This is a genomic window from Streptomyces sclerotialus, assembly GCF_040907265.1.
Classification (GTDB): domain Bacteria; phylum Actinomycetota; class Actinomycetes; order Streptomycetales; family Streptomycetaceae; genus Streptomyces; species Streptomyces sclerotialus.
In genome coordinates this window covers 5,920,813-5,941,795 of sequence record NZ_JBFOHP010000002.1, presented here as the reverse complement: position 1 = coordinate 5,941,795, position 20,983 = coordinate 5,920,813, and the positions used below count along the sequence as shown (strand labels likewise).

Sequence of the window (20,983 nt, the reverse complement as noted above, 5' to 3'; positions counted from 1 at the left end):
GTTCTCAGCTCCTCTTACGGCGTCCGGTGAACAGTTGTCCGGCCAGGACGCAGAGCACGGCGATGAGGAACATCGCCGTTCCGATGACATTGATCTGAACGGGCGTGCCCCGTTGTGCCGATCCCCAGACGAACATGGGAAAGGTCACGGTCGAGCCCGCGTTGAAATTGGTGATGATGAAATCGTCGAACGAGAGGGCGAAGGAGAGCAGCGCGCCGGCCGCGATGCCGGGCGCCGCGATCGGCAGGGTCACTTTCAGGAACGTCTGCGTCGGCGAGGCGTAGAGGTCCTGCGCCGCCTGTTCCAGCCGCGGGTCCATGCTCATCACGCGGGCCTTGACCGCGGTGACGACGAAGCTCAGGCAGAACATGATGTGCGCGATGAGGATCGTCCAGAAGCCGAACTGGATGCCCATGTTGAGGAAGAGCGTGGCCAGCGAGGCGGCCATGACGACCTCGGGCATCGCCATCGGGAGGAAGATCAGGGTGTTGACGGAGGAGCGGGCCCGGAAGCGGTAGCGGGCCAGCGCGAAGGCGATCAGGGTGCCCAGTACGGTGGCGCCGATCGTCGCCCAGAGGGCGATCTGGAGGCTGAGGCCCAGCGAGCCGCACAGGTCGGCGACGCCGCACGGGTCGGTCCAGGCGTCCGTGGAGAACCGCTGCCACTCGTAGTTGAAGCGCCCGTTGGGCTTGTTGAACGAGAAGACCAGCACGATGACGTTGGGCAGGATCAGGTACGCCAGCGTCAGCAGGCCCGCGATCACCACCGCATTGCGTCGAAGCCAGCGCATCAGACCAGGTCCTCCGTCCCCGACTTGCGGATGTAGAGGGTGACCATGGCGAGGATGGCCGCCATGAGGATGAAGGAGAGGGCCGCCGCGGTCGGGTAGTCCAGGACGCGCAGGAACTGCGACTGGATCACGTTGCCGATCATCTTCTGGTCGGTGGAGCCGAGCAGCTCGGCGTTGATGTAGTCACCGGCGGCCGGGATGAAGGTGAGCAGCGTGCCCGCGACCACGCCGGGCATGGAGAGCGGGAAGGTCACCTTGCGGAAGGTGGTGACGGGCTTCGCGTACAGGTCGCCCGCCGCCTCGTGCAGCCGGGGGTCGATCCGCTCCAGGCAGGTGTAGAGCGGCAGGATCATGAACGGCAGGAAGTTGTACGTGAGGCCGCAGACGACCGCGAGCGGGGTGGCCAGCACGCGGGTGCCTTCGGTGAGGCCGATCGCGCTGGTGACGTCCAGGATGTGCAGCGAGTTCAGGACGGACACGACCGGGCCGCTGTCGGCGAGGATCGTCTTCCAGGCCAGCGTGCGGATCAGGAAGCTGGTGAAGAACGGCGCGATGACCAGGATCATCACCACGTTGCGCCAGCGGCCCGCCTTGAAGGCGATCAGGTACGCGAGCGGGTAGCCGAGGACCAGGCAGAGCAGCGTCGCGACGGCGGCGAAGAGCACCGAGCGGACGAACTGCGGCCAGTACTCGCCCAGCGCGTCCCAGTAGGTGGCGACGTGCCAGGTGACCTTGAAGCCCTCTTCGAGGGAGCCGGTCTGGAGGGACGTGGACGCCTGGTAGACCAGCGGCGCGGCGAAGAAGACCAGCAGCCAGAGGATGCCGGGCAGCAGCAGCCAGTACGGTACGAGCCGCTTGCGGACGGGCGGCTTGCGCACTTCGAGGGCGGGCGCCGGCTCCGGCGGCGCCTGGGTGGCGGCGCTCACGCTGCCTCCTCTTCCGCGTCGGCGCCGGCGGCGATGTCCTGGTCGGCGGAGAGGCCGAACGTGTGCGCGGGGTTCCAGTGCAGCACCACCTCGGCGCCCGGCACCAGCCGGCCGTCACGCTCGATGTTCTGCTCGTAGACGGCCAGTTCACCGGCGCCGCGGGCGTCGATCACGTACTGCGTGGAGACGCCGATGAAGCCGGCGTCCTTGATGCGGCCCGGCAGCCGGTTGAAGCCCTCGGGTATCGATCCCGCGTCGTCGGCGTGCGCGAGGGCGACCTTCTCGGGCCGTACGCCCGCCAGCACCTTCTCGCCGGTACGGGCGCCGCTCACGGAACACCGCGCGGCGGGCAGCCGGAGCTTGGCGTCCCCGGCCGTCAGCAGCAGGTGCTCGCCGTCCGCCTCGGCGATCTCCGCGGTGATCAGGTTGGAGGTGCCGAGGAAGTTGGCGACGAAGGTGGTGCCCGGGTTCTCGTACAGGTCGGCAGGCGCGCCCAGCTGCTCGACGCGGCCGCCGTTCATCACCGCGACCGTGTCGGCCATCGTCATGGCCTCCTCCTGGTCGTGCGTGACGTGCACGAAGGTGATGCCGACCTCGGTCTGGATGCGCTTGAGCTCCAGCTGCATCTGGCGGCGCAGTTTGAGGTCCAGGGCCCCGAGCGGCTCGTCCAGGAGGAGCACCTGCGGGTGGTTGATCAGGGCGCGGGCGACGGCCACGCGCTGCTGCTGGCCGCCGGAGAGCTGCTGCGGCTTGCGGCGGGCCATGGGTCCGAGCTGGACGAGGTCCAGCATCTCCTCGACCTGCTTCTTCACGGACCTGATGCCGCGGCGGCGCAGCCCGAAGGCGACGTTCTCGTAGATGTCCAGGTGCGGGAAGAGCGCGTAGTTCTGGAAGACGGTGTTCACCGGGCGCTTGTAGGGCGGCAGTGCGGTGACGTCCTTGCCGGCCAGCTCGACGGTGCCGGTGGTGGGTTCCTCCAGGCCGGCGATCATACGGAGCGTGGTGGTCTTGCCGCAGCCGGAGGCGCCCAGGAGGGCGAAGAAGGAGCCGGCGGGTACGGTCAGGTCGAGGGGGTGGACGGCGGTGAACGCGCCGTAGGTCTTGCTGATCCCGGTGAGGCGGACGTCGCCGCCGCTGCTGTCGTTCGTCGCGAGATCGGTCATGTATCCATTCCCGGGGGCGGTGTCGTCGGAGGTCTGAAGGGAGCCGGGCCGGCTGGTCAGGCGCCGGTGAGGTCGGCGAACTTCTGCGCGAACTCCTTGCTCTCCTTGCTGCTGAGCGCGCGGAAGGCGTGCGACTTGGCCGCCATCTCCTTGTCCGGCAGGATCAGCGGATTGTCCGCGAGGCTCTTGTCGATCTTCGCAAGCTCTTCGCGCACCCCGTCGACCGGACAGACGTAGTTGATGTACGCCGCGATACGGGCCGCGACCTTCGGCTCGTAGAAGTAGTCGATCAGCCGCTCGGCGTTCTCCTTGTGGCGCGCCTTGTTCGGCACCATCAGGTTGTCCGTCGAGGTCATGTAGCCGGCGTCCGGTATGACGTACGCGATGTCGCTGTTGTCGTTCTGGAGCTGGACGACGTCCCCCGCCCAGGCGAGGCAGGCCGCCAGGTCGCCCTTGCTGAGGTCGTTGAGGTAGTCGTTGCCGGTGAAGCGGCGGATCTGCTTGCCGTCCACGCCTTTCTGGAGCCGCGCGAGCGCCGCGTCGAAGTCGTCGGCGGTGAAGTCCTCGGGCCGCTTGCCCATGTCGATCAGGGTCATGCCGATGCTGTCGCGCATCTCGGAGAGGAAGGCGACCTTGCCCTTGAGCCTGCCGTCCTCCAGCAGCTGGCTGACGGAGGTGACCTTCCGGCCGCCGGTCGCCTTCTTGTTGTACGCGATGACGGTCGGGATGCCCTGCCAGGTGTACGAGTGCGCGCGGCCCGGATCCCAGTCCGGATCGCGGAACTGGGGCGAGAGGTTGGTGTACGCGTGCGGCAGGTGCGCGGGGTCCAGCGGCTGGATCCAGCCCAGCGAGATCATCCGGGCGCACATCCAGTCGGTCAGGCAGATCAGGTCGCGCCCGGTGTCCTGACCGGCCGCGAGCTGGGCCTGGACCTTGCCGAAGAACTCGTCGTTGTCGTTGATGTCCTCGGTGTACTTGACCTTGATGCCGGTCCGCTGCGTGAAGGCGTCCAGCGTCGGGTGGCGCTTCTCGTCCTCGCTGACGTCGATGTACTCGGTCCAGTTGGAGAACGCGATCCGCTTCTCCCGGCGCGAGTGGTCCTCGGAGGACCCCGCGTCCGTCCGGCCCGCGGGCGGGATCCCGCAGGCCGACAGCGCGCCCGCGCCGCCGAGCGCCAGCAGCCCGGCGCTGCTCGCGCGCAGCAGGGACCGCCGGGTCAGGGCCATCCGGCCGTTGGTCATGCTGCGCCGCACGGCGGCCAGTTCGGCCGCGGAGAGCGGCTCGGGCTGCGCGGTGTGCTCCATACGGTGTGGCCTTTCGGAATCGGCCGGTGGTCAGCCGGGTGGAGTGGAGGATGGTGCGGCGCGCCGGACAGGCCGGCACGCCGGACGGCTCTCAGCCGCGGTCCCCGAAGACGGTGCGGTGCCAGTCCTTCCTGGCCACCCCCGTGATGTCGTACATGACGTGCTTGACCTGCGTGTACTCCTCGAACGAGTACGCCGACATGTCCTTGCCGTAGCCCGACGCCCGGTACCCGCCGTGCGGCATCTCGCTGATGATCGGGATGTGGTCGTTGACCCACACGCAGCCGGCCTTGATCTCGCGGACGGCGCGGCCGGTGCGGTAGACGTCGCGGCTCCAAGCGGAGGCGGCGAGCCCGTAGGGGGTGTCGTTGGCGAGCGCGATGCCCTCGTCGTCGCTGTCGAAGGGCAGCACGACCAGCACCGGGCCGAAGATCTCGGACTGCACTGCCTCGCTGTCCTGCGCGGCGCCGGTGAGGAGGGTGGGCCGGTAGTACGCGCCCTCGGCCAGCTCGCCCCCGGGTGCCTCGCCGCCGGTGACGACGGTGGCGTACTTGCGCGCGCGGTCGACGAAGCCGGCGACGCGGTCGCGCTGGGCGTGGGAGATGAGCGGGCCGAGGTCGGTGGCCGGGTCGAAGGGGTCGCCGAGCCGTACGGTCGCCATGAGGTCGGCGACACCGCTGACGAACGCGTCGTACAGGGGGCGCTGGACGTAGGCGCGGGTGGCGGCGGTGCAGTCCTGGCCGGTGTTGATCAGGGCACCGGCCACCGCGCCGTGCACGGCGGCGTCCAGGTCGGCGTCGTCGAAGACCACGAAGGGGGCTTTGCCGCCCAGTTCGAGGTGGAGGCGCTTGACGGTGGCGGTGGCGAGCTCGGCGACCCGCTTGCCGACGGCGGTGGAGCCGGTGAAGGAGGTCATCGCGACGTCGGGGTGGCCGACGAGGTGCTCGCCTGCGTCCCGTCCGGCGCCCGAGACGATGTTGATGACACCGTCCGGGACACCCGCCGCCTGTGCGGCCTGGGCGTACATCACCGACGTCAGCGGGGTGATCTCGGCGGGCTTCAGGACGATGGTGTTGCCTGCCGCAACGGCCGGGAGGACCTTCCAACTGGCCATCTGCAGCGGGTAGTTCCAGGGCGCGATGGAGCCGACGACGCCGATCGGCTCGCGGCGGACCGAGGAGGTGTGGTCGCCGCTGTACTCGCCGGCCGCCCTGCCCTCCAGGTGGCGCGCGGCGCCCGCGAAGAAGGCGGCGTTGTCCACCGAGCCGGGCACGTCGAACTCCCGGCTCAGCTTGATCGGCTTGCCGCACTGCAACGACTCGGCGTACGCGAACTCCTCGGTCCGCTCGTCCAGTACGGCGGCGAAGCGGTGCAGCGCCTCGGAGCGCTCACCGGGGGTGGCGCCCGCCCACCCGGGAAGGGCCTGCCGGGCCGCCTCGACGGCCGCATCCACGTCCGCCGTACCGGCGAGCTCGTAGCGGTACACCTGCTCACCGGTGGCCGGGTCGGTCACGTCCTGGATGCGTCCCGACGTTCCCGCGCGCAGCTCTCCGGCGATGAACTGAGCCCCCTGGGCGAATCGTTCGGTGACATCGAATCGCTGGTCCATGGCGCTCTCCTCCACCGGTGGCCGGGCTTCCGCGGGGCCTGCCGGGCGTAGCTCTTTCCCGAATTGATGGCCGATCTTGACAGAGCAGAGGGGCCCCAACAAGTGATTCCGTTGTTGCCTTTTGGTTACGCGACGGATTCTGCGAAATCCGTCGTACGGACGCCCGACAGATTGTCGGTGCCCGCTGACAGAATCCCGGCATGGTGCAGGACCGGGGAAGACGGACAGGGGAGAAAGTGGGGGCGGCGGGGATGACGACAGAGGGAAGCGTGGCCGACGGGCCGCGGTCGGTGGCGGAGCTGTGCACCGCGCTGGAGACCGGCGGTAAGTACAAGTACGTCTATTTCTGGGGGCATACGCCGCGCCGGGACGGCGCCCTGGGGGCGAGCTGCTTCAGCCAGTGGTGGCCGGCGCCGTTCATGGTGGACGGCGTGCGGTACGCCACGGCGGAGCACTGGATGATGGCCGGGAAGGCGCGGCTGTTCGGCGACCGCCAGGCGCTGCAGCGGGTGCTGCGCGCCGGCCATCCCAAGCAGGCCAAGGACGCGGGCCGGACGGTGCGCGGCTTCGACGAGGAGACCTGGCAGCGCCGGCGGTACGAGCTGGTGGTCGAGGGAAGCCTGCACAAGTTCGGGCAGGACGCGGCCCTGCGCGACTATCTGCTGGGCACCGGGGAGCGGGTGCTCGTCGAGACGAGCCCGGTGGACCGGATATGGGGCATCGGGCTGACCGCTGACGACGAGCGCGCTGCGGACCCGGCCCGCTGGCAGGGGCTGAATCTGCTGGGCTTCGCGCTGATGGAGGCCCGCCAGCGGCTGGCGGCGGAGCGGGGCTGAGCTGCCGGGCCGGGGGCCTTCATGGTCGGCCGGGGCGGGGTCAGCGGGCCGGACCGGGCGCTGCGGGGGCCGCGTTGTAGGTGTCGGAGTAGTCGTCGTAGGGGGTGGCGTCGCTTCCTTTGCTGACCCCGACGATGATCGCGACGATCAGGAGGACGCTGACGAGGACGCCGGCCACGCCGCAGAGCAGTCCGGCCAGGGCCATGCCGCCGTTGGTCGCCTCGCCCCGCCCGGCCTTGGCCCGGCCGATGGCGCCGAAGACGATCCCGAGGACGCCCAGGACGACGCCGAAGAGGAGGGTGAGGCTGGAGACGATGCCGAGGATGCCGAGGACGAGCGCGGCGACGCCCATGCCGTTGTCCGGCTGCCCTGGCCGGCCGGCCTGCGCACCGGGCCCGCCTGCCGTGGGGTAGGGCCCGGCGCCGGGTATGCCCGGGCAGCCGGGTCCGCCCGGGGCCCCCGCGCCGTACCGCGCGGCGCCCGGAGTCCCGGCGCCGGGGTGCTGCGGACCGTACGCGCCGGGGGCCGGCCGGGAGCCGTACGGCTGCGGGGCGTGCGGCGCGCCGTATCCGCTCTGCGGGCCGCCGCCGTACGGGGCGCCGGGGGCCGCGGCGTGCCCGGGGGCGGGCGGCGGGGCGGGGACGGCGAAGCCGGCGCCCGTGGTCGGCCGGTCGTGCACCGGCATGCCGTACGGCGGCAGCCCCGGCGTCCCGGCCTCCGGCCGGCGCGGCGTCTCCCGGCCCTCGGGCGGCGGCGCCCACGGGTCGCGCGGCTCGGGCTGCTGGCTGTCGGACATGTCACTCCCCCATTGGCTGGCTCCATGCTAAGACCCGGTCCCGGCCGCCGGCCCCGGGACCTCGGGGCCGACGGGGCCTCGGAGCCGCCGACCGGGGCCGCGCGGCCCGGGACCTGTCCGGCCGCCGCGCAGCCGTCCGGACCGTCCCGCATACGATGACGACCGGCCGGCGCCCGCCGGCCCACGCTCCGCCGACCAGGAGGCACTGTTGTCCGATCTCGACGCATTCATCGCGGGCCTGCCCAAGGCGGAGCTGCACGTCCACCATGTCGGATCGGCCTCCCCCCGCATCGTCGCCGAGCTGGCCGCCCGCCACCCCGACTCCACGGTGCCCACCGACCCCGAGGCGCTGGCGGACTACTTCACCTTCCGCGACTTCGCGCACTTCATCCAGGTCTACCTCTCCGTGGTGGACCTGATCCGCGACGCCGAGGACGTGCGCCTGCTGACGTACGAGGTCGCCCGCGACATGGCGCGGCAGAACATCCGTTACGCCGAGCTGACCGTCACCCCGTACAGCTCCACCCGGCGCGGCATCCCGGACGCCGCGTTCGTCGAGGCCATCGAGGACGCCCGCAAGTCCGCCGAGGCGGAGCTCGGCGTCACGCTGCGCTGGTGCTTCGACATCCCCGGCGAGGCCGGCCTGGAATCGGCGGAGGAGACCGCCCGGATCGCCTGCGAGCTCAAGCCCGAGGGGCTGGTCTCGTTCGGCCTCGGCGGCCCCGAGATAGGCGTACCGCGTCCGCAGTTCAAGCCGTACTTCGACCGCGCGATCGCCGAGGGCCTGCACTCCGTGCCGCACGCCGGCGAGACGACGGGCCCGGAGACCGTCTGGGACGCGCTGACCGAGCTGCGCGCCGAGCGCATCGGCCACGGCACCAGCTCCGTGCGGGACCCGAAGCTGCTGGCCCACCTCGCCGAGCACCGCATCCCGCTGGAGGTCTGCCCGACCTCCAACATCGCCACCCGCGCCGTCCGCACCCTCGACGAACATCCGATCAAGGAGATGGTCGCGGCCGGCGTGCTCGTGACGGTCAACAGCGACGACCCGCCGATGTTCGGCACGGACCTGAACACCGAGTACGGGGTGGCCGCGCGGCTGCTGGGGCTGGACGAGGCGGGCCTCGCCGCGCTGGCGAAGAACGCCGTCGAGGCGTCCTTCATGGACGGCCCGGCCAAGGCCCGGCTCGCCGCCGAGATCGACACGTACACCGCCTCCTGGCGCCGCTGACCCACGGACCCCGACGCCACAACGGCCGGTTCTGCCCGGGTCGTATCCGGCCGCGCCCGCCTACCCTTCTGATGACGTGTACACGTACATCGGGAGGTGGCGTGGCCGGCGAGAACTCATGGGTACGGAGACACGGCCCCGAGACCCTGCTCGGGGCCGTGATCGTGGCCGCGGTGACGACGGGGCTGACCGTGGGCATTCCCCTGCTCGCGGACGGCGGCGGCGCCGGGTCGGGCGCCGGGGCCGGGCCGCCCGCCCCGTCCGCCGCCGTGCCGGCGACCGCACCGCCCACCTGCCTGCTGGCGGAATGCGACGGGCTGGACCCGAAGGAGACCCGCTGCGCCCCTGACGCGAGGACGCTGGCGGACGAGACGGCCGGCAGCATGCGGGTCGAGATCCGTTACAGCCCCAGCTGCCGGGCGGTGTGGGGCAAGCTGACCGGCGCCTCGGTGGGCGACACGATCGAGATCGCCGTCTCCCCGACGAAGAAGCAGCGCAAGCCCGTGCGCACGGGGCGGACCCAGTACACGGCCATGCTCCCGGCCGGCCCCGCCTTCTCGGCGCAGGCCGTCGGCACGTACGTCAAGGGCGACCCGGACCGGGACATCGCACCGGGCTACGAGGTACGCATCGGCGCGGACCAGAGTGCCGTGCCGCAGTCCTGATCACAGGCCCACGATCGCGTTCCACTCCTTGGAGAGCTCCGGGCGCTCCGCGGAGCTGATGTCCCGGGCGATGGCGAGCCGGCCGCGCATGCCGTCGTCCGGGAAGATCAGCGGGTCCTCGGCCAGTGCGGCGGTCTCCTTGTCCTTCGCCGAGGCCAGCACGTCCCGTGCCGCCGGTACGGGGCACACGTAGTTGACCCAGGTCGCCAGCTCGGCGGCGACCTCGGGCTCGTAGTAGTGGTCGACGAGCCGTTCCGCGTTGCGCTTGTGCGCGGCCAGGTTGGGGATCATCAGGCTCTCCGACCACAGCTCGGCGCCCTCCTCGGGGACCACGAACTCGATGTCGGGGTCGTCGGCCTGGAGCTGGATGACGTCGCCGGAGTACGCCTGCGCGGCGAGCACGTCGCCCGAGGACAGGTCCTTGATGTAGTCGTTGCCGGTGAAGCGACGGATGTGCTTCCTGCGGACGAGCGCCGCGATCCGCTCGGTCATGGTGTGGAAGTCGTCGGTGGTCCAGCGCGTGATGTCCACGCCGTCGCCCTGCATGAGCAGCGCGAACGCCTCGTCCATGCCGGCCAGCAGGGTCACCCGGCCCCGCAGGTCGTCCGCCCACAGGTCGCTGGTGTGCTTGATCTCCCGGCCGAGCTTCCTGCGGTGGTACGCGATGCCGGTGATCCCGGACTGCCAGGGGACGCAGTGCTTGCGGCCCGGGTCGAACGCGGGCTCGCGCAGCAACGGGTCCAGATACTTCGCGACGTGGGGCTGGCGGTCCCGGTCCATCTCCTGGACCCAGCCGAGCCGTACGTAGCGGGAGCACATCCAGTCGCTGATGACGATCAGGTCGCGCCCGGTGGGCTGGTGGTTCATCAGCGCGGGGCTGATCTTCCCGAAGAACTCGTCGTTGTCGTTGATCTCCTCGGTGTACGTCACCGAGATGCCGGTGCGCCGCTCGAAGGCGTCCAGCGTGGGCCGCTTCTGCTCGTCGTGGTCGTCGACGTCGATGTAGAGCGGCCAGTTGGCGAAGGTGAGGGACTTGTCGGCGGCCGAGCGGTCGGGCGCCCCGCGCTCGCCGGCCCGTACGTACGCGGGCGGTACGCCGCACCCCGTCACCGCCGCCAGGAATCCGACCGTACCGACACCTCTGAGCAGCGCACGCCGCGAAAGACCAGCCATATGAGGACTCTCACCCGGCGCGGGCCGGGGCGGCAACAGACAGATCGTCTGCCGCCGGGACCCGGCCCGCGACGGTGTGTCAGGCGCCCCGCACGGCGCCCGACTCGGGCGTGACGACGCCGGCCGTCAGCCGTCCAGCGAGGTCATGACGTGCTTGACGCGGGTGTAGTCCTCGAAGCCGTAGGCGGAGAGGTCCTTGCCGTAGCCGGACTTCTTGAAGCCGCCGTGCGGCATCTCGGCGACGAGCGGGATGTGGGTGTTGATCCACACGCAGCCGAAGTCGAGCTTCTTGGACATCCGCATGGCACGGGCGTGGTCCTTGGTCCACACCGAGGAGGCGAGCGCGTACTCCACGCCGTTGGCCCACTCGGTGGCCTGGTCCTCGTCGGTGAAGGACTGGACCGTGATGACCGGGCCGAAGACCTCGTTCTGGATGATCTCGTCGTCCTGCTTGAGGCCGGAGACGACGGTCGGGGCGAAGAAGTAGCCCTTCTCGCCGACCTGCCGGCCGCCCGCCTCGATCTTGGCGTGCGCGGGCAGCCGCTCGATGAAGCCCTTGACCTGCTGGAGCTGGTTGGCGTTGTTCAGCGGGCCGTAGAGCACGTCCTCGTCGTCGACCGCGCCGGTCCTGGTGTCCGCCGCGGCCTTCGCGAGCGCGGCCACGAACTCGTCGTGGATGGACTCCTGGACGAGCACGCGGGTGGCGGCCGTGCAGTCCTGGCCGGCGTTGAAGTAACCGGCGGTGGAGATCTCCTCGACGGCCTTGGCGATGTCGGTGTCCTCGAAGACCACGACCGGGGCCTTGCCGCCCAGCTCCAGGTGGACCCGCTTGAGGTCCTTGGAGGCGGACTCGGCGACCTGCATGCCGGCCCGGACCGAGCCGGTGATGGAGGCCATCGCGGGCACGGGGTGCTCGACCATCAGGCGGCCGGTCTCGCGGTCACCGCAGACGACGTTGAAGACGCCCTTGGAGTGGCCGAGCTCCTCCAGCACGCCACCGATGATCTCGCCGATGAGGACCGTGGACGCCGGGGTGGTGTCCGAGGGCTTGATGACGACGGTGTTGCCCGCCGCCATGGCCGGCGCGAACTTCCACACCGCCATCATCATCGGGTAGTTCCAGGGCGCGACCTGGGCGCAGACGCCGACCGGCTCGCGCCGGATGATGGAGGTCAGGCCCTCCATGTACTCGCCGGCCGAGCGGCCCTCCAGCATCCGCGCCGCACCGGCGAAGAAGCGGATCTGGTCCACCATCGGCGGGATCTCCTCGGAGCGTACGAGGGCGATCGGCTTGCCGCAGTTCTCGGACTCGGCGGCGATCAGTTCCTCGGCGCGCTCCTCGAAGCGGTCGGCGATCTTCAGGAGCACCTTCTGGCGCTCCGCCGGGATCAGGTCGCGCCAGGCCGGGAAGGCGGCTTCCGCGGCGGCCATCGCGGCGTCGACATCGGCGGCCGCGGACAGCGGGGCGGTGGCGTACACCTCGCCCGTCGCCGGGTTGACCACGTCAGTGGTGCGGCCGTCGGCGGCGTCCCGGAACTCCCCGTCGATGTAGTTGCGCAGACGACGCAGTTCGGTGGTCACGTGCGACCCCTCCTGTCAGGTGTCCGGTGTCAGATGACCGGTGTCAGGTGTCCGGTGGTTGAGACGCCCACTCTAACCATGCGATCCCCGTTTTCGACATACCCACGCGCCAGTAACAACGGATTCCGTGGCTGCGACTTCAGTGAACAACTGATTTCGCCGAATCGGGCTTGCGCGACGGACGAGCCTGGTGCACAGTGAGGGACGTGGCCACTCGTGACAGAAACGGCACTCCGTCGATCGACTCCGTCTCCCTGGCGATCATCGAGCAGCTCCAGGAGGACGGACGCCGTCCGTACGCCGCGATCGGCAAGGCCGTGGGCCTGTCCGAGGCGGCCGTACGGCAGCGCGTACAGAAGCTGCTCGACCAGGGTGTGATGCAGATCGTCGCCGTCACCGACCCCCTCACGGTCGGTTTCCGGCGGCAGGCAATGGTCGGAATCAACGTCGAGGGCGACGTCGATCCCGTGGCAGAGGCCCTCACGGGCATGTCCGAGGTCGAGTACTGCGTCGTCACCGCCGGTTCCTTCGATCTGCTGATCGAGGTCGTCTGCGAGGACGACGACCACCTCCTGGACGTGATCAACAAGCGCATCCGCACGCTTCCCGGCGTGCGCTCCACCGAGAGCTTCGTCTACATGAAGCTCAAGAAGCAGACCTATACCTGGGGAACGCGATAACCATGAGCGCCGACGCGTCTCTGACAAGCACGGACAAGACGGCGTACGACCACCTGTGGATGCACTTCACCCGCATGTCGTCGTACGAGAACGCACCGGTACCCACCATCGTCCGCGGTGAGGGCACCAACATCTACGACGACAAGGGCAAGCGCTACATCGACGGCCTCGCCGGCCTCTTCGTGGTCAACGCGGGCCACGGCCGCGTCGAGCTGGCCGAGACGGCGTACAAGCAGGCCCAGGAGCTCGCCTTCTTCCCGGTGTGGTCCTACGCCCACCCCAAGGCCGTCGAGCTCTCCGAGCGCCTGGCGCACTACGCGCCCGGCGACCTGAACAAGGTCTTCTTCACCACCGGCGGCGGCGAGGCGGTCGAGACCGCCTGGAAGCTCGCCAAGCAGTACTTCAAGCTCACCGGCAAGCCCACCAAGCACAAGGTCATATCCCGTGCGGTGGCCTACCACGGCACCCCGCAGGGCGCCCTGTCGATCACCGGCCTGCCGGGCCTGAAGGCCCCCTTCGAGCCGCTGGTCCCCGGCGCGCACAAGGTGCCGAACACCAACATCTACCGCGCCCCGCTCTTCGGCGACGACCCCGAGGCCTTCGGCCGCTGGGCCGCCGACCAGATCGAGCAGCAGATCCTCTTCGAGGGCCCGGAGACCGTCGCCGCGGTCTTCCTGGAGCCGGTGCAGAACGCCGGCGGCTGCTTCCCGCCGCCGCCCGGGTACTTCCAGCGCGTCCGCGAGATCTGCGACCGGTACGACGTGCTGCTCGTCTCCGACGAGGTCATCTGCGCGTTCGGCCGCCTCGGCACGATGTTCGCGTGCGACAAGTTCGGCTACGTCCCGGACATGATCACCTGCGCCAAGGGCATGACCTCGGGCTACTCCCCCATCGGCGCCTGCATCATCTCCGACCGCCTGGCCGAGCCGTTCTACAAGGGCGACAACACCTTCCTGCACGGCTACACCTTCGGCGGCCACCCGGTCTCCTCGGCCGTGGCGCTGGCGAACTTCGACATCTTCGAGCGCGAGGGCCTGAACAAGCACGTCCTGGAGAACGAGGGCAACTTCTACTCCACCCTCCAGAAGCTGCACGACCTGCCGATCGTCGGCGACGTCCGCGGCAACGGCTTCTTCTACGGCATCGAGCTCGTCAAGGACAAGGTCACCAAGGAGTCGTTCAACGACGAGGAGACCGAGCGCGTCCTGTACGGCTTCCTGTCCAAGGCGCTGTACGACGCCGGTCTGTACTGCCGTGCGGACGACCGCGGCGACCCGGTCATCCAGCTGGCCCCGCCGCTGATCGCCGACCAGTCGGTGTTCGACGAGATCGAGCAGATCCTGCGCGGCGTCCTCACGGAGGCCTGGACCAAGCTCTGATCCGCGGTACCGAGCTGTCCCTCCGGCCCTCACCGGAGGGAACGGGCGGAGCGGGGCCACGGAACCCGCTCCGCCCGACCTGCTCGACGGTCCCCGAGGAGGGGCACCGGATAACGGAACACCCGGCGGCCGAGGTCACTCATATCAAGCCATATGAGTGAACCTCGGCCGTCTTCCGTGCTGACCGGTGAATGGCGGGACCCGGCAGTACCTACCGTGCTTGTGACCGATACCCTCCATGGTCGTTCACCCGGTCAGGGGAACGAAGGACGCGAGCGAGCACGAGGTGCGCAGATGGTGGCCCCGCCCGACAACGACGTTCTATGGGCTCGCGGACTGCACCACGCCCACGGTCAGAGCCCCGCACTCACCGGCATCTCCCTCGGTGTGCGCGAAGGGGAGATCCTGGCCGTCACCGGTCCGCGCGGCAGCGGCAAGACCACGCTCCTGAAGTGCCTTTCGGGGCAGCTCGTCGCCGACAGCGGCGAGGTCTGGTTCCACAGCCATCCGGTCCACACCCTCTCCGCGACCAGCCGGGAACGCCTCCGGCTCGACCGCTTCGGCTGGATCGGCACCGAACCCCGGCTGGTCCCCGAGCTGACCGCCTGGGAGAACGCCGCGCTGCCGCTCCTGGTGCGCGGCGAGGGCCACCGGGCGGCCAAGCAGGCCGCCGGCGAGTGGCTGGAGCGGCTGGACGTGGCGGACTGCGCCAAGCGGCGGCCCGCGGCCCTGGACCGGGCACAGCAGCAGCGCGTGTCCGTGGCACGTGCGCTGGCCACGGGGCCGCAGGTGCTGTTCGCCGACGAGCCGACCGCGCCGCTGCACCGCGCCGACGCCGCCCAGGTGCTCCGGACGATCGTCAACGCCGCCCGCAGCCACGCCTTCAGCGTCGTACTGGCCACCCAGGAAGCCGAAGCGGCCACTCTCGCCGACCGCACCCTCGCCCTGCTGGACGGCCGGCGCTCCGGTGCCGCCGCGGCCGAGGGCCCCGCAGAGACGGAAGGCAGGGAAGAGTGCTCGCTCTCCGTCTAGCCCGGGGCGCTCGCGCGGCGGTGCAACTGCGCCGCCTGCTGGTCGTCATGGCGGCGGCCGGCACGGCCTTCCTGCTGCTGGCCACGCTCGGCCACGCCGTCGACACGCCGCGCGACACCGCGGGCTCGGTGCTGCGGCTGGCCTGGTGCCTGGTCCCGCTGGCCGCCACCGCGCAGCTCGCCGTCGCCGTGGCCCGTACGGACCCGGCGGCCCGGCTGCGCGAGGGCATGAGCGCCGCCGGCCTCGGCCCGGTCCGGCTCACCCTGACCGCCGCCGCCTCGACCGTGCTCGCCTGCGCCCTGGGCTGCGTGCTGGGCCTGCTGGTCTTCCTGCGGCTGCGCGGCGGCCTGGGCGGTACGCCGGTGGGCCCGGAGGCGCTGCTCGGCCGGTTCCCGCTCCCGTACGGCGCGGTCGGCGTGCTGCTCGCGGCCGTCCCCGTGGTCGCCGCCGTCGCGACCGCCCTGTCTCTCCGCCCGGGCCGGAACGAGCCGTCCACGCCGTGCGCCGACGCCCCGCCCCGCACGCCCGGCACCCCGGCAGGCCTGCCCTGGGGCATCGCGCTCACCGCGGCCGGCCTCGCCCTGGAGGTCTACGCGTCGGGCCACACCGGCCCCGGCGCCCGGCTGCTGCCGCTGCCCGGCGGGCTGGTCACCGGCGAGGCGGGCGCGCTGACCGGCTGGCTGCTGTCGGCGGCCGGCCTGGTACTGGCCGCGCCCGGGCTGGTGCACCTGACCGGGCGCGTCCTGGGCACGGGCCGCAGCGGCGCGGTACGGCTGCTGGCCGGCCGGGTGCTCCAGGAGGAATCCCGCCGGGTGGGCCGCCCGCTCGGCGTCCTGATGGCGGCCGCGTCCGGCGGCTACGCCGGGTACGTCGTGTACGGCCCCGGCGCTTTCGCCCTGGACGGCCCCGGCAGCCATGCCTCCTTCGGCCCGCTCACCGCGCTCGGCGCCGGCCTGGTACTGGCCTGCACGGCGCTCAGCGTCCTCCTCGCCGCCGCCGAATCCCGCACGGCCCGCGCCGCGACGACGGAAGCCCTCCGCCGCATCGGCACCCCCGCCGGCCTCCTCCGCCGCGCCGCGGCCCTCCGCGCGTCCGTCCTGGTCGTGGCCCTGGCCGCGGTCACGGGCGGCGTCGCACATCTGGCGGCGGGACCGCTGACGGGGTGAGCAGCGGGACCGTCGGCGCAGTCTGGCCGACGGTCCACCGGTCAGCCTTCGACACGGCTCAGTACCGCCCACGTACGCGGTAGAACTGCGAGGCAAGCGGGTCAGTTCCGGCTGAGCCTAATCCCTGAGCGACCGGACGAAAGTCGTCCAGGCCGCAGCGCCGAAGACCACCACCGGGCCACTCGGGTCCTTGGAGTCGCGCACGGGCACAACACCGGGGAAGTCGTCTGCGACCTCCACACAATTGTCGCTCGCCTGACTCCTGCTGCTTTTGCGCCACGTCGCGTCGGTCAGGTCGATGACCTTGTCCATGGTGCTCCTCCCGTCAGGGGAATTGACGCGATCCTGCCTACCCGGGCACGCCGCGGCCTCAAACAGTCTCCGAGGCGGGTGAACGGGAACCGGCCTGTTCTGGGCGGCGCGACAGCACCGCCCCACACCTGGGTCTGAGTGAACCGCTCACGGGGAGGCCCTTCCCGTAAGCGGTTCACCCCTCCGTCGGCAGAACCACCACATCCCCCGCCGTGAACGCCGCGCCCACCCGGTCGCCCACCTCCGGCGCGTCCGCAAGTGCGCAGGCCGCGTCCAGTTCGGGTCCGCTCGCCGGGCGCAGTCGCAGCGCGACGTGCGTACCGCGGAAGGTACGCGCCGCGACCGTGCAGGGCAGGCCCTCGCGGGCCGGGACCAGGCGGACCCCGGCCGGGCGGACGAGGAGGCGGCAGGTGCCCTCCGCCGTACCGTCCGGGACCGGCACCTTGCCCCAGGGCGTGTCGGCGGCCTCGCCGGTGACCGTGGCCGGTACGACATTGTCGAAGCCGAGGAAGCGGGCGACGAATTCACCGGCCGGGCGCTGCCAGACCTCCAGCGGCGTGCCGGTCTGCGCGATCCGCCCGTCCCGCATGATCACCACCCGGTCGGCGAGCGCGAAGGCCTCGCCCTGGTCGTGCGTCACCGCCAGCACGGTCGTCCCCAACTCGCCGAAGAGCCGCCGCAGTTCGACCACGAGGCGCTCGCGCAGGCCGCGGTCGAGCTGGCCGAGCGGTTCGTCCAGCATGAGCAGCCGGGGCCCGGGCGCCAGCGCCCTGGCCAGCGCGACGCGCTGCTGCTCGCCGCCGGAGAGCGAGCCGACGGCGCGGTGCTGGGCGCCGGGGAGGCCGACCAGGTCGAGCAGTTCGGCGACCTTGCGGTCCCGCTCGGCCCGCGCGGTGCCGCGCATCCGCAGCCCGAAGGCGACGTTTCCGGCCACGTCGCGCTGCGGGAAGAGCTGGTGGTCCTGGAACATCAGCCCGACGCCGCGCCGGTGCGTCGGTACGGTACGCAGGTCCTGGCCGTCCAGTACGACCTCTCCCGCGTCGGCCTGCTGCAGTCCGGCGATCACCCGCAGCAGCGTGGACTTTCCGCTGCCGCTGGGCCCGAGGACGCAGACGGTCTCGTGCTCGGCGACGTCCAGGTCCACCGTGTCCAGCGCGGTGTGCGCCCCGAAGCGCACGGTGAGGCCGCCGAGCCGCAGCAAGGGCGCGGGCGCGTCCTCCGCCGCAACGGACTCGGCTGCCGTGTCGGCCGGTGTGCCGTTCACCTAGAACTCTCCCGTCCGGTCGGTGCGTACCCGCTCCAGCGCCAGCAGCGCCCCCGCGCACACCACCATCAGAATCGTCGACAGGGCCATCGCCTGCCCGTAGTTGAGCTCCCCCGCGCGGCCCAGCAGCCGGGCCACGGCCACGGGCAGCGTGGGCCGGTCCGGGCGCGCGATGAACACCGTCGCGCCGAACTCGCCGAGCGAGACGGCGAACGCGAAGCCCGCCGCGATCAGCAGCGCCCGCCGCACCAGCGGCAGGTCCACCTCACGCCAGACCTGCCACGGCGCGGCGCCCAGTACGGCCGCGGCCTCCCGCAGCCGCCCGTCGACCGCGCGCAGCACCGGCAGCATGGTCCGTACGACGAACGGCACGCCCACCAGCGCCTGCGCCAGCGGTACCAGCCACCAGGAGGAGCGCAGGTCCAGCGGCGGCTCGTCCAGGGTGATCAGGAAGCCGAAGCCGACGGTCACGGCGGAGACGCCGAGCGGCAGCATGAGCAGCGCGTCGAAGCCGCGGACGAGCCGGCCGCCGCCGCGCCGGGCCAGCGCGGCCGCGGCGAGTCCCCCGATGACGAGGGCGATCGCCGTCGCCGCCACCGCGTACTCCAGCGAGTTCCACAGGGCGGCCAGCGGCGGCACGGTGAACGTCGAGTCGGCGGCGGCCGCGGCCTGCAGCGCACGGTAGAAGACCGGGCCGTAGCCGTCGGGCCCGGCGAAGGACCGCTCCACCAGTACGGCCAGCGGCAGCACCAGCAGTACGGCGATCACCCCGAGCGTGCTCCACAGCAGCGCCCACTGCCCGGCGCCGCGCGGCCGGCGCGCCGTACGGGAGGCGTCGACGAGCTTGAGCGCGCTCTCGCGGCGCCGGACCGTCCACGCGTGCAGCGCGAGCAGGGCCAGGACCGCGGCGAACTGGAGCAGGGTGAGCACGGCGGCGGTCGGCAGGTCCAGGAAGTCGGCGGTCTGCCGGTAGATCTCCACCTCGAGGGTGGCGAAGCGCGGGCCCCCGAGGATCTGCACGATCCCGAAGGAGGTGAAGGTGAAGAGGAAGACCATCAGGGCGGCGGCGGCCACCGCGGGCGCCAGCGCGGGCAGCGTCACCCGCCGCCAGGCCGCGAACCGCCCGGCGCCGAGCACCCGCGCGGCCTCCTCCTGACGCGGGTCCAGCGCGCCCCAGAGCCCGCCGACGGTCCGTACGACCACCGCGTAGTTGAAGAAGACGTGCGCGAGCAGGATCGCCCGGACCGAGGTGTCCAGCCGTACGCCCCACAGGTCGTCCAGCAGCCCGCCGCGGCCGACGAGCGCCAGGAAGGCGGAGCCGACGACGACGGTGGGCAGCACGAAGGGCACGGTGACGACCGCCCGCAACAGCCTCTTTCCGGGGAATTCGAAGCGCGCGAAGACGTACGCGCCGGGGAGCGCGATCAGCAGCGTGAGTGCCGTGGAGGCCACCGCCTGCCAGACGGTGAACCACAGCACGTGCAGCAGGTCGGGATCGGCGAGCACGTCCGCCGCCCGCCCGAACCGCCAGCTGCCGCCCTCCCGCAGCCCCCGCCCGACGATCGTGGCGACGGGGTAGGCGAAGAAGAGCACGAAGAAGGCGAACGGCAGGGCCATCAGCGCGAGCCGGGCCGCCGTGGCGCGGCGCCCCGCGGTGTCCCGGCCCTGCCCGGCCGCCTCGCGCTCTACTTCAGGACGAGCGACGACCACTGCTTGATCCACTGTTCGCGGTTCCTGCTGATCTCGTCGGGCGCCACCGTCTTCGGGTCGTCGATCTTCTGCCCGTACTTGGTGAACAGCTCGGGCACCTTCGCGCCCTCGACCACCGGGTTGACGAACATCTGCAGCGGCATGTCCTCCTGGAACTTCTTGCTGATCAGGAAGTCCAGCAGCGCCTTGCCGCCCTTCTCGTTCGCCGCGCCCTTCAGCAGTCCGGCGAACTCGGTCTGCCGGAAGCAGGTACCGGTGGCGACGCCGGTCGGCGCCTCCTTCGGTGCCGGCTTCTTGTCCATCACCTCGGCCGGCGGGCTGGAGGCGTAGGAGACGACCAGCGGCTTGTCCCCCTTGCCGCCCCCGGCTCCGGAGAACCGCTCGTAGTACGCCTGCTCCCAGCCGTCCACGACCTCGACGCCGTTGGCCTTGAGCTTCTTCCAGTAACCCTGCCAGCCGTCCTGGCCGTACTCCGCGATCGTCCCGAGCTGGAACGCCAGCCCCGGCGACGACGTGGCCGAGTTCTCGGTGACCAGCAGCCCCTTGTACTGCGGCTTCACCAGGTCACCGAACGTCTTCGGCGGCGCGATGTCGCGCTTCTCGAAGTACGCCTTGTCGTAGTTGACGCAGATGTCGCCGTAGTCGACGGGCGTGACCCGGTGCTGCGCCTTGTCCAGCTGCAGTTCGTCCGGCACCCCGGACAGCCCCTTGGCCTCGTACGGCGTGAACAGCCCCTCGTCCAGCCCGCGCGACAGCAGCGTGTTGTCGATGCCGAAGAAGACGTCGCCCTGCGGGTTGTCCTTGGTCAGCACCGCCTGGTTGACGGCCTTCCCGGCGTCCCCGCCCTTGACCATCTGCACCTTGTAACCGCTGCTCCGCTCGAACTCCTTCAGCACGGACTTCGAGACGGCGAAGGAGTCGTGCGAGACGAGCCTGACGGTCTTGGCGTCGGCGGCCTGGTCGCCACCGGATCCGCCGCAGCCGGCCAACGCCGTACCGCCCAGCGCGACGGCGACGGCCGCCACCGCGGCCTTCCTGATGGTGCTCACTGGTTTCATTCCTCCTGGCTGGCCAGGAAGAGACGCGGCCCCGCCCGCGGCGTCCGGTGGGACCGGTGCCGCGGGCGGGGCGCAACAGCATGAGGAGACCGAACTTCCTACCCGGAATGACCCGGGCGAGGTTCAAGGGTCTGCGGCAGCGGCATCGGCTTCGCTGCCCGCACTCTCAGCGCTGTGGCGCTCCCCTGTCGGATGGTGTGTGCGTTATTCGCGATGTAAAAACGTTCGACGCCACGGTACCAGCGCGCCCACGGCCTTCCGAGGGCCCACGTGCTTCGCCGGGGCCCTCAGCACTCCGGTCCCGGGCG

19 protein-coding genes are annotated in these 20,983 nt (G+C 71.2%); 7 read left to right on the top strand and 12 right to left on the bottom strand.

Going from position 1 to position 20,983, the window contains the following annotated elements; all coding sequences use genetic code 11:
- Window positions 1-4: 4 nt before the first annotated feature.
- From AAC944_RS26405 to AAC944_RS26385, 5 genes are all read right to left on the bottom strand, one after another.
- Window positions 5-790 (bottom strand): ABC transporter permease, encoded by a 786-nt coding sequence (locus tag AAC944_RS26405; protein WP_030624803.1) that lies wholly within the window; start codon window positions 788-790, stop codon window positions 5-7.
- Window positions 790-1,716 (bottom strand): ABC transporter permease, encoded by a 927-nt coding sequence (locus AAC944_RS26400; protein ID WP_030624805.1) that lies wholly within the window; start codon window positions 1,714-1,716, stop codon window positions 790-792. The genes AAC944_RS26405 and AAC944_RS26400 overlap by 1 nt, the downstream gene beginning before the upstream one ends.
- Window positions 1,713-2,879 (bottom strand): ABC transporter ATP-binding protein, encoded by a 1,167-nt coding sequence (locus AAC944_RS26395; protein WP_030624808.1) that lies wholly within the window; start codon window positions 2,877-2,879, stop codon window positions 1,713-1,715. Before AAC944_RS26395 ends, AAC944_RS26400 begins: the two co-directional genes overlap by 4 nt.
- 56 nt (window positions 2,880-2,935) lie before the next feature.
- The gene (locus AAC944_RS26390; protein ID WP_030624812.1) at window positions 2,936-4,183 is read right to left on the bottom strand and encodes a polyamine ABC transporter substrate-binding protein; all 1,248 of its coding nucleotides are present in this window, start codon (window positions 4,181-4,183) and stop codon (window positions 2,936-2,938) included.
- A gap of 91 nt (window positions 4,184-4,274) precedes the next feature.
- Window positions 4,275-5,792, bottom strand: coding sequence for a gamma-aminobutyraldehyde dehydrogenase (locus AAC944_RS26385; protein ID WP_030624815.1), 1,518 nt, complete (start codon window positions 5,790-5,792; stop codon window positions 4,275-4,277).
- A 251-nt stretch (window positions 5,793-6,043) separates the two neighbouring features.
- Between AAC944_RS26385 and ybiA the strand changes: the two genes are divergently transcribed.
- Complete coding sequence (ybiA, locus tag AAC944_RS26380; RefSeq protein WP_037773603.1) at window positions 6,044-6,628, top strand: riboflavin biosynthesis intermediates N-glycosidase; 585 nt, start codon at window positions 6,044-6,046, stop codon at window positions 6,626-6,628.
- Between the two features lie 40 nt (window positions 6,629-6,668).
- Here the strand turns inward: ybiA and AAC944_RS26375 are convergent, their stop codons facing one another.
- A complete protein-coding gene (locus AAC944_RS26375; RefSeq protein WP_051872425.1) occupies window positions 6,669-7,424 on the bottom strand; it encodes a DUF4190 domain-containing protein in 756 nt (251 codons plus the stop codon).
- 208 nt (window positions 7,425-7,632) lie between these two features.
- Here AAC944_RS26375 and AAC944_RS26370 point away from each other — a divergent pair, with 208 nt between their 5' ends.
- Window positions 7,633-8,655 (top strand): adenosine deaminase, encoded by a 1,023-nt coding sequence (locus AAC944_RS26370; protein ID WP_030624824.1) that lies wholly within the window; start codon window positions 7,633-7,635, stop codon window positions 8,653-8,655.
- Window positions 8,656-8,756: 101 nt separating this feature from the next.
- Window positions 8,757-9,320: a DUF2690 domain-containing protein gene (locus AAC944_RS26365; protein ID WP_051872426.1), complete on the top strand. Its 564-nt coding sequence runs from the start codon at window positions 8,757-8,759 to the stop codon at window positions 9,318-9,320.
- Here the strand turns inward: AAC944_RS26365 and AAC944_RS26360 are convergent, their stop codons facing one another.
- Entirely contained in the window at window positions 9,321-10,493 is a 1,173-nt protein-coding gene (locus tag AAC944_RS26360) for a polyamine ABC transporter substrate-binding protein (RefSeq protein ID WP_030624830.1), read from the bottom strand.
- 126 nt (window positions 10,494-10,619) lie between these two features.
- Window positions 10,620-12,074, bottom strand: coding sequence for a gamma-aminobutyraldehyde dehydrogenase (locus AAC944_RS26355; protein WP_030624834.1), 1,455 nt, complete (start codon window positions 12,072-12,074; stop codon window positions 10,620-10,622).
- Between the two features lie 206 nt (window positions 12,075-12,280).
- Between AAC944_RS26355 and AAC944_RS26350 the strand changes: the two genes are divergently transcribed.
- From AAC944_RS26350 to AAC944_RS26335, 4 genes are all read left to right on the top strand, one after another.
- Window positions 12,281-12,754, top strand: coding sequence for an Lrp/AsnC family transcriptional regulator (locus AAC944_RS26350; RefSeq protein ID WP_037773605.1), 474 nt, complete (start codon window positions 12,281-12,283; stop codon window positions 12,752-12,754).
- Complete coding sequence (locus AAC944_RS26345) at window positions 12,739-14,133, top strand: aspartate aminotransferase family protein (protein ID WP_438272838.1); 1,395 nt, start codon at window positions 12,739-12,741, stop codon at window positions 14,131-14,133. Before AAC944_RS26350 ends, AAC944_RS26345 begins: the two co-directional genes overlap by 16 nt.
- Before the next feature lie 294 nt (window positions 14,134-14,427).
- Complete coding sequence (locus AAC944_RS26340; RefSeq protein ID WP_030624841.1) at window positions 14,428-15,165, top strand: ABC transporter ATP-binding protein; 738 nt, start codon at window positions 14,428-14,430, stop codon at window positions 15,163-15,165.
- Window positions 15,166-15,185: 20 nt separating this feature from the next.
- Window positions 15,186-16,331, top strand: a complete 1,146-nt coding sequence (locus tag AAC944_RS26335) for a hypothetical protein (RefSeq protein ID WP_368396457.1) — start codon at window positions 15,186-15,188, stop codon at window positions 16,329-16,331.
- 117 nt (window positions 16,332-16,448) lie between these two features.
- Here the strand turns inward: AAC944_RS26335 and AAC944_RS26330 are convergent, their stop codons facing one another.
- The 4 genes from AAC944_RS26330 to AAC944_RS26315 all read right to left on the bottom strand — a co-directional run bounded on the left by AAC944_RS26330 (window position 16,449) and on the right by AAC944_RS26315 (window position 20,675).
- The gene (locus AAC944_RS26330; RefSeq protein ID WP_030624847.1) at window positions 16,449-16,643 is read right to left on the bottom strand and encodes a DUF397 domain-containing protein; all 195 of its coding nucleotides are present in this window, start codon (window positions 16,641-16,643) and stop codon (window positions 16,449-16,451) included.
- A gap of 175 nt (window positions 16,644-16,818) precedes the next feature.
- Window positions 16,819-17,844, bottom strand: coding sequence for an ABC transporter ATP-binding protein (locus tag AAC944_RS26325; protein WP_030624851.1), 1,026 nt, complete (start codon window positions 17,842-17,844; stop codon window positions 16,819-16,821).
- Window positions 17,845-17,907: 63 nt separating this feature from the next.
- Complete coding sequence (locus AAC944_RS26320) at window positions 17,908-19,617, bottom strand: ABC transporter permease (RefSeq protein WP_030624853.1); 1,710 nt, start codon at window positions 19,615-19,617, stop codon at window positions 17,908-17,910.
- Entirely contained in the window at window positions 19,593-20,675 is a 1,083-nt protein-coding gene (locus AAC944_RS26315; RefSeq protein ID WP_037773607.1) for a thiamine ABC transporter substrate-binding protein, read from the bottom strand. Before AAC944_RS26315 ends, AAC944_RS26320 begins: the two co-directional genes overlap by 25 nt.
- Between the last annotated feature and the right edge of the window lie 308 nt (window positions 20,676-20,983).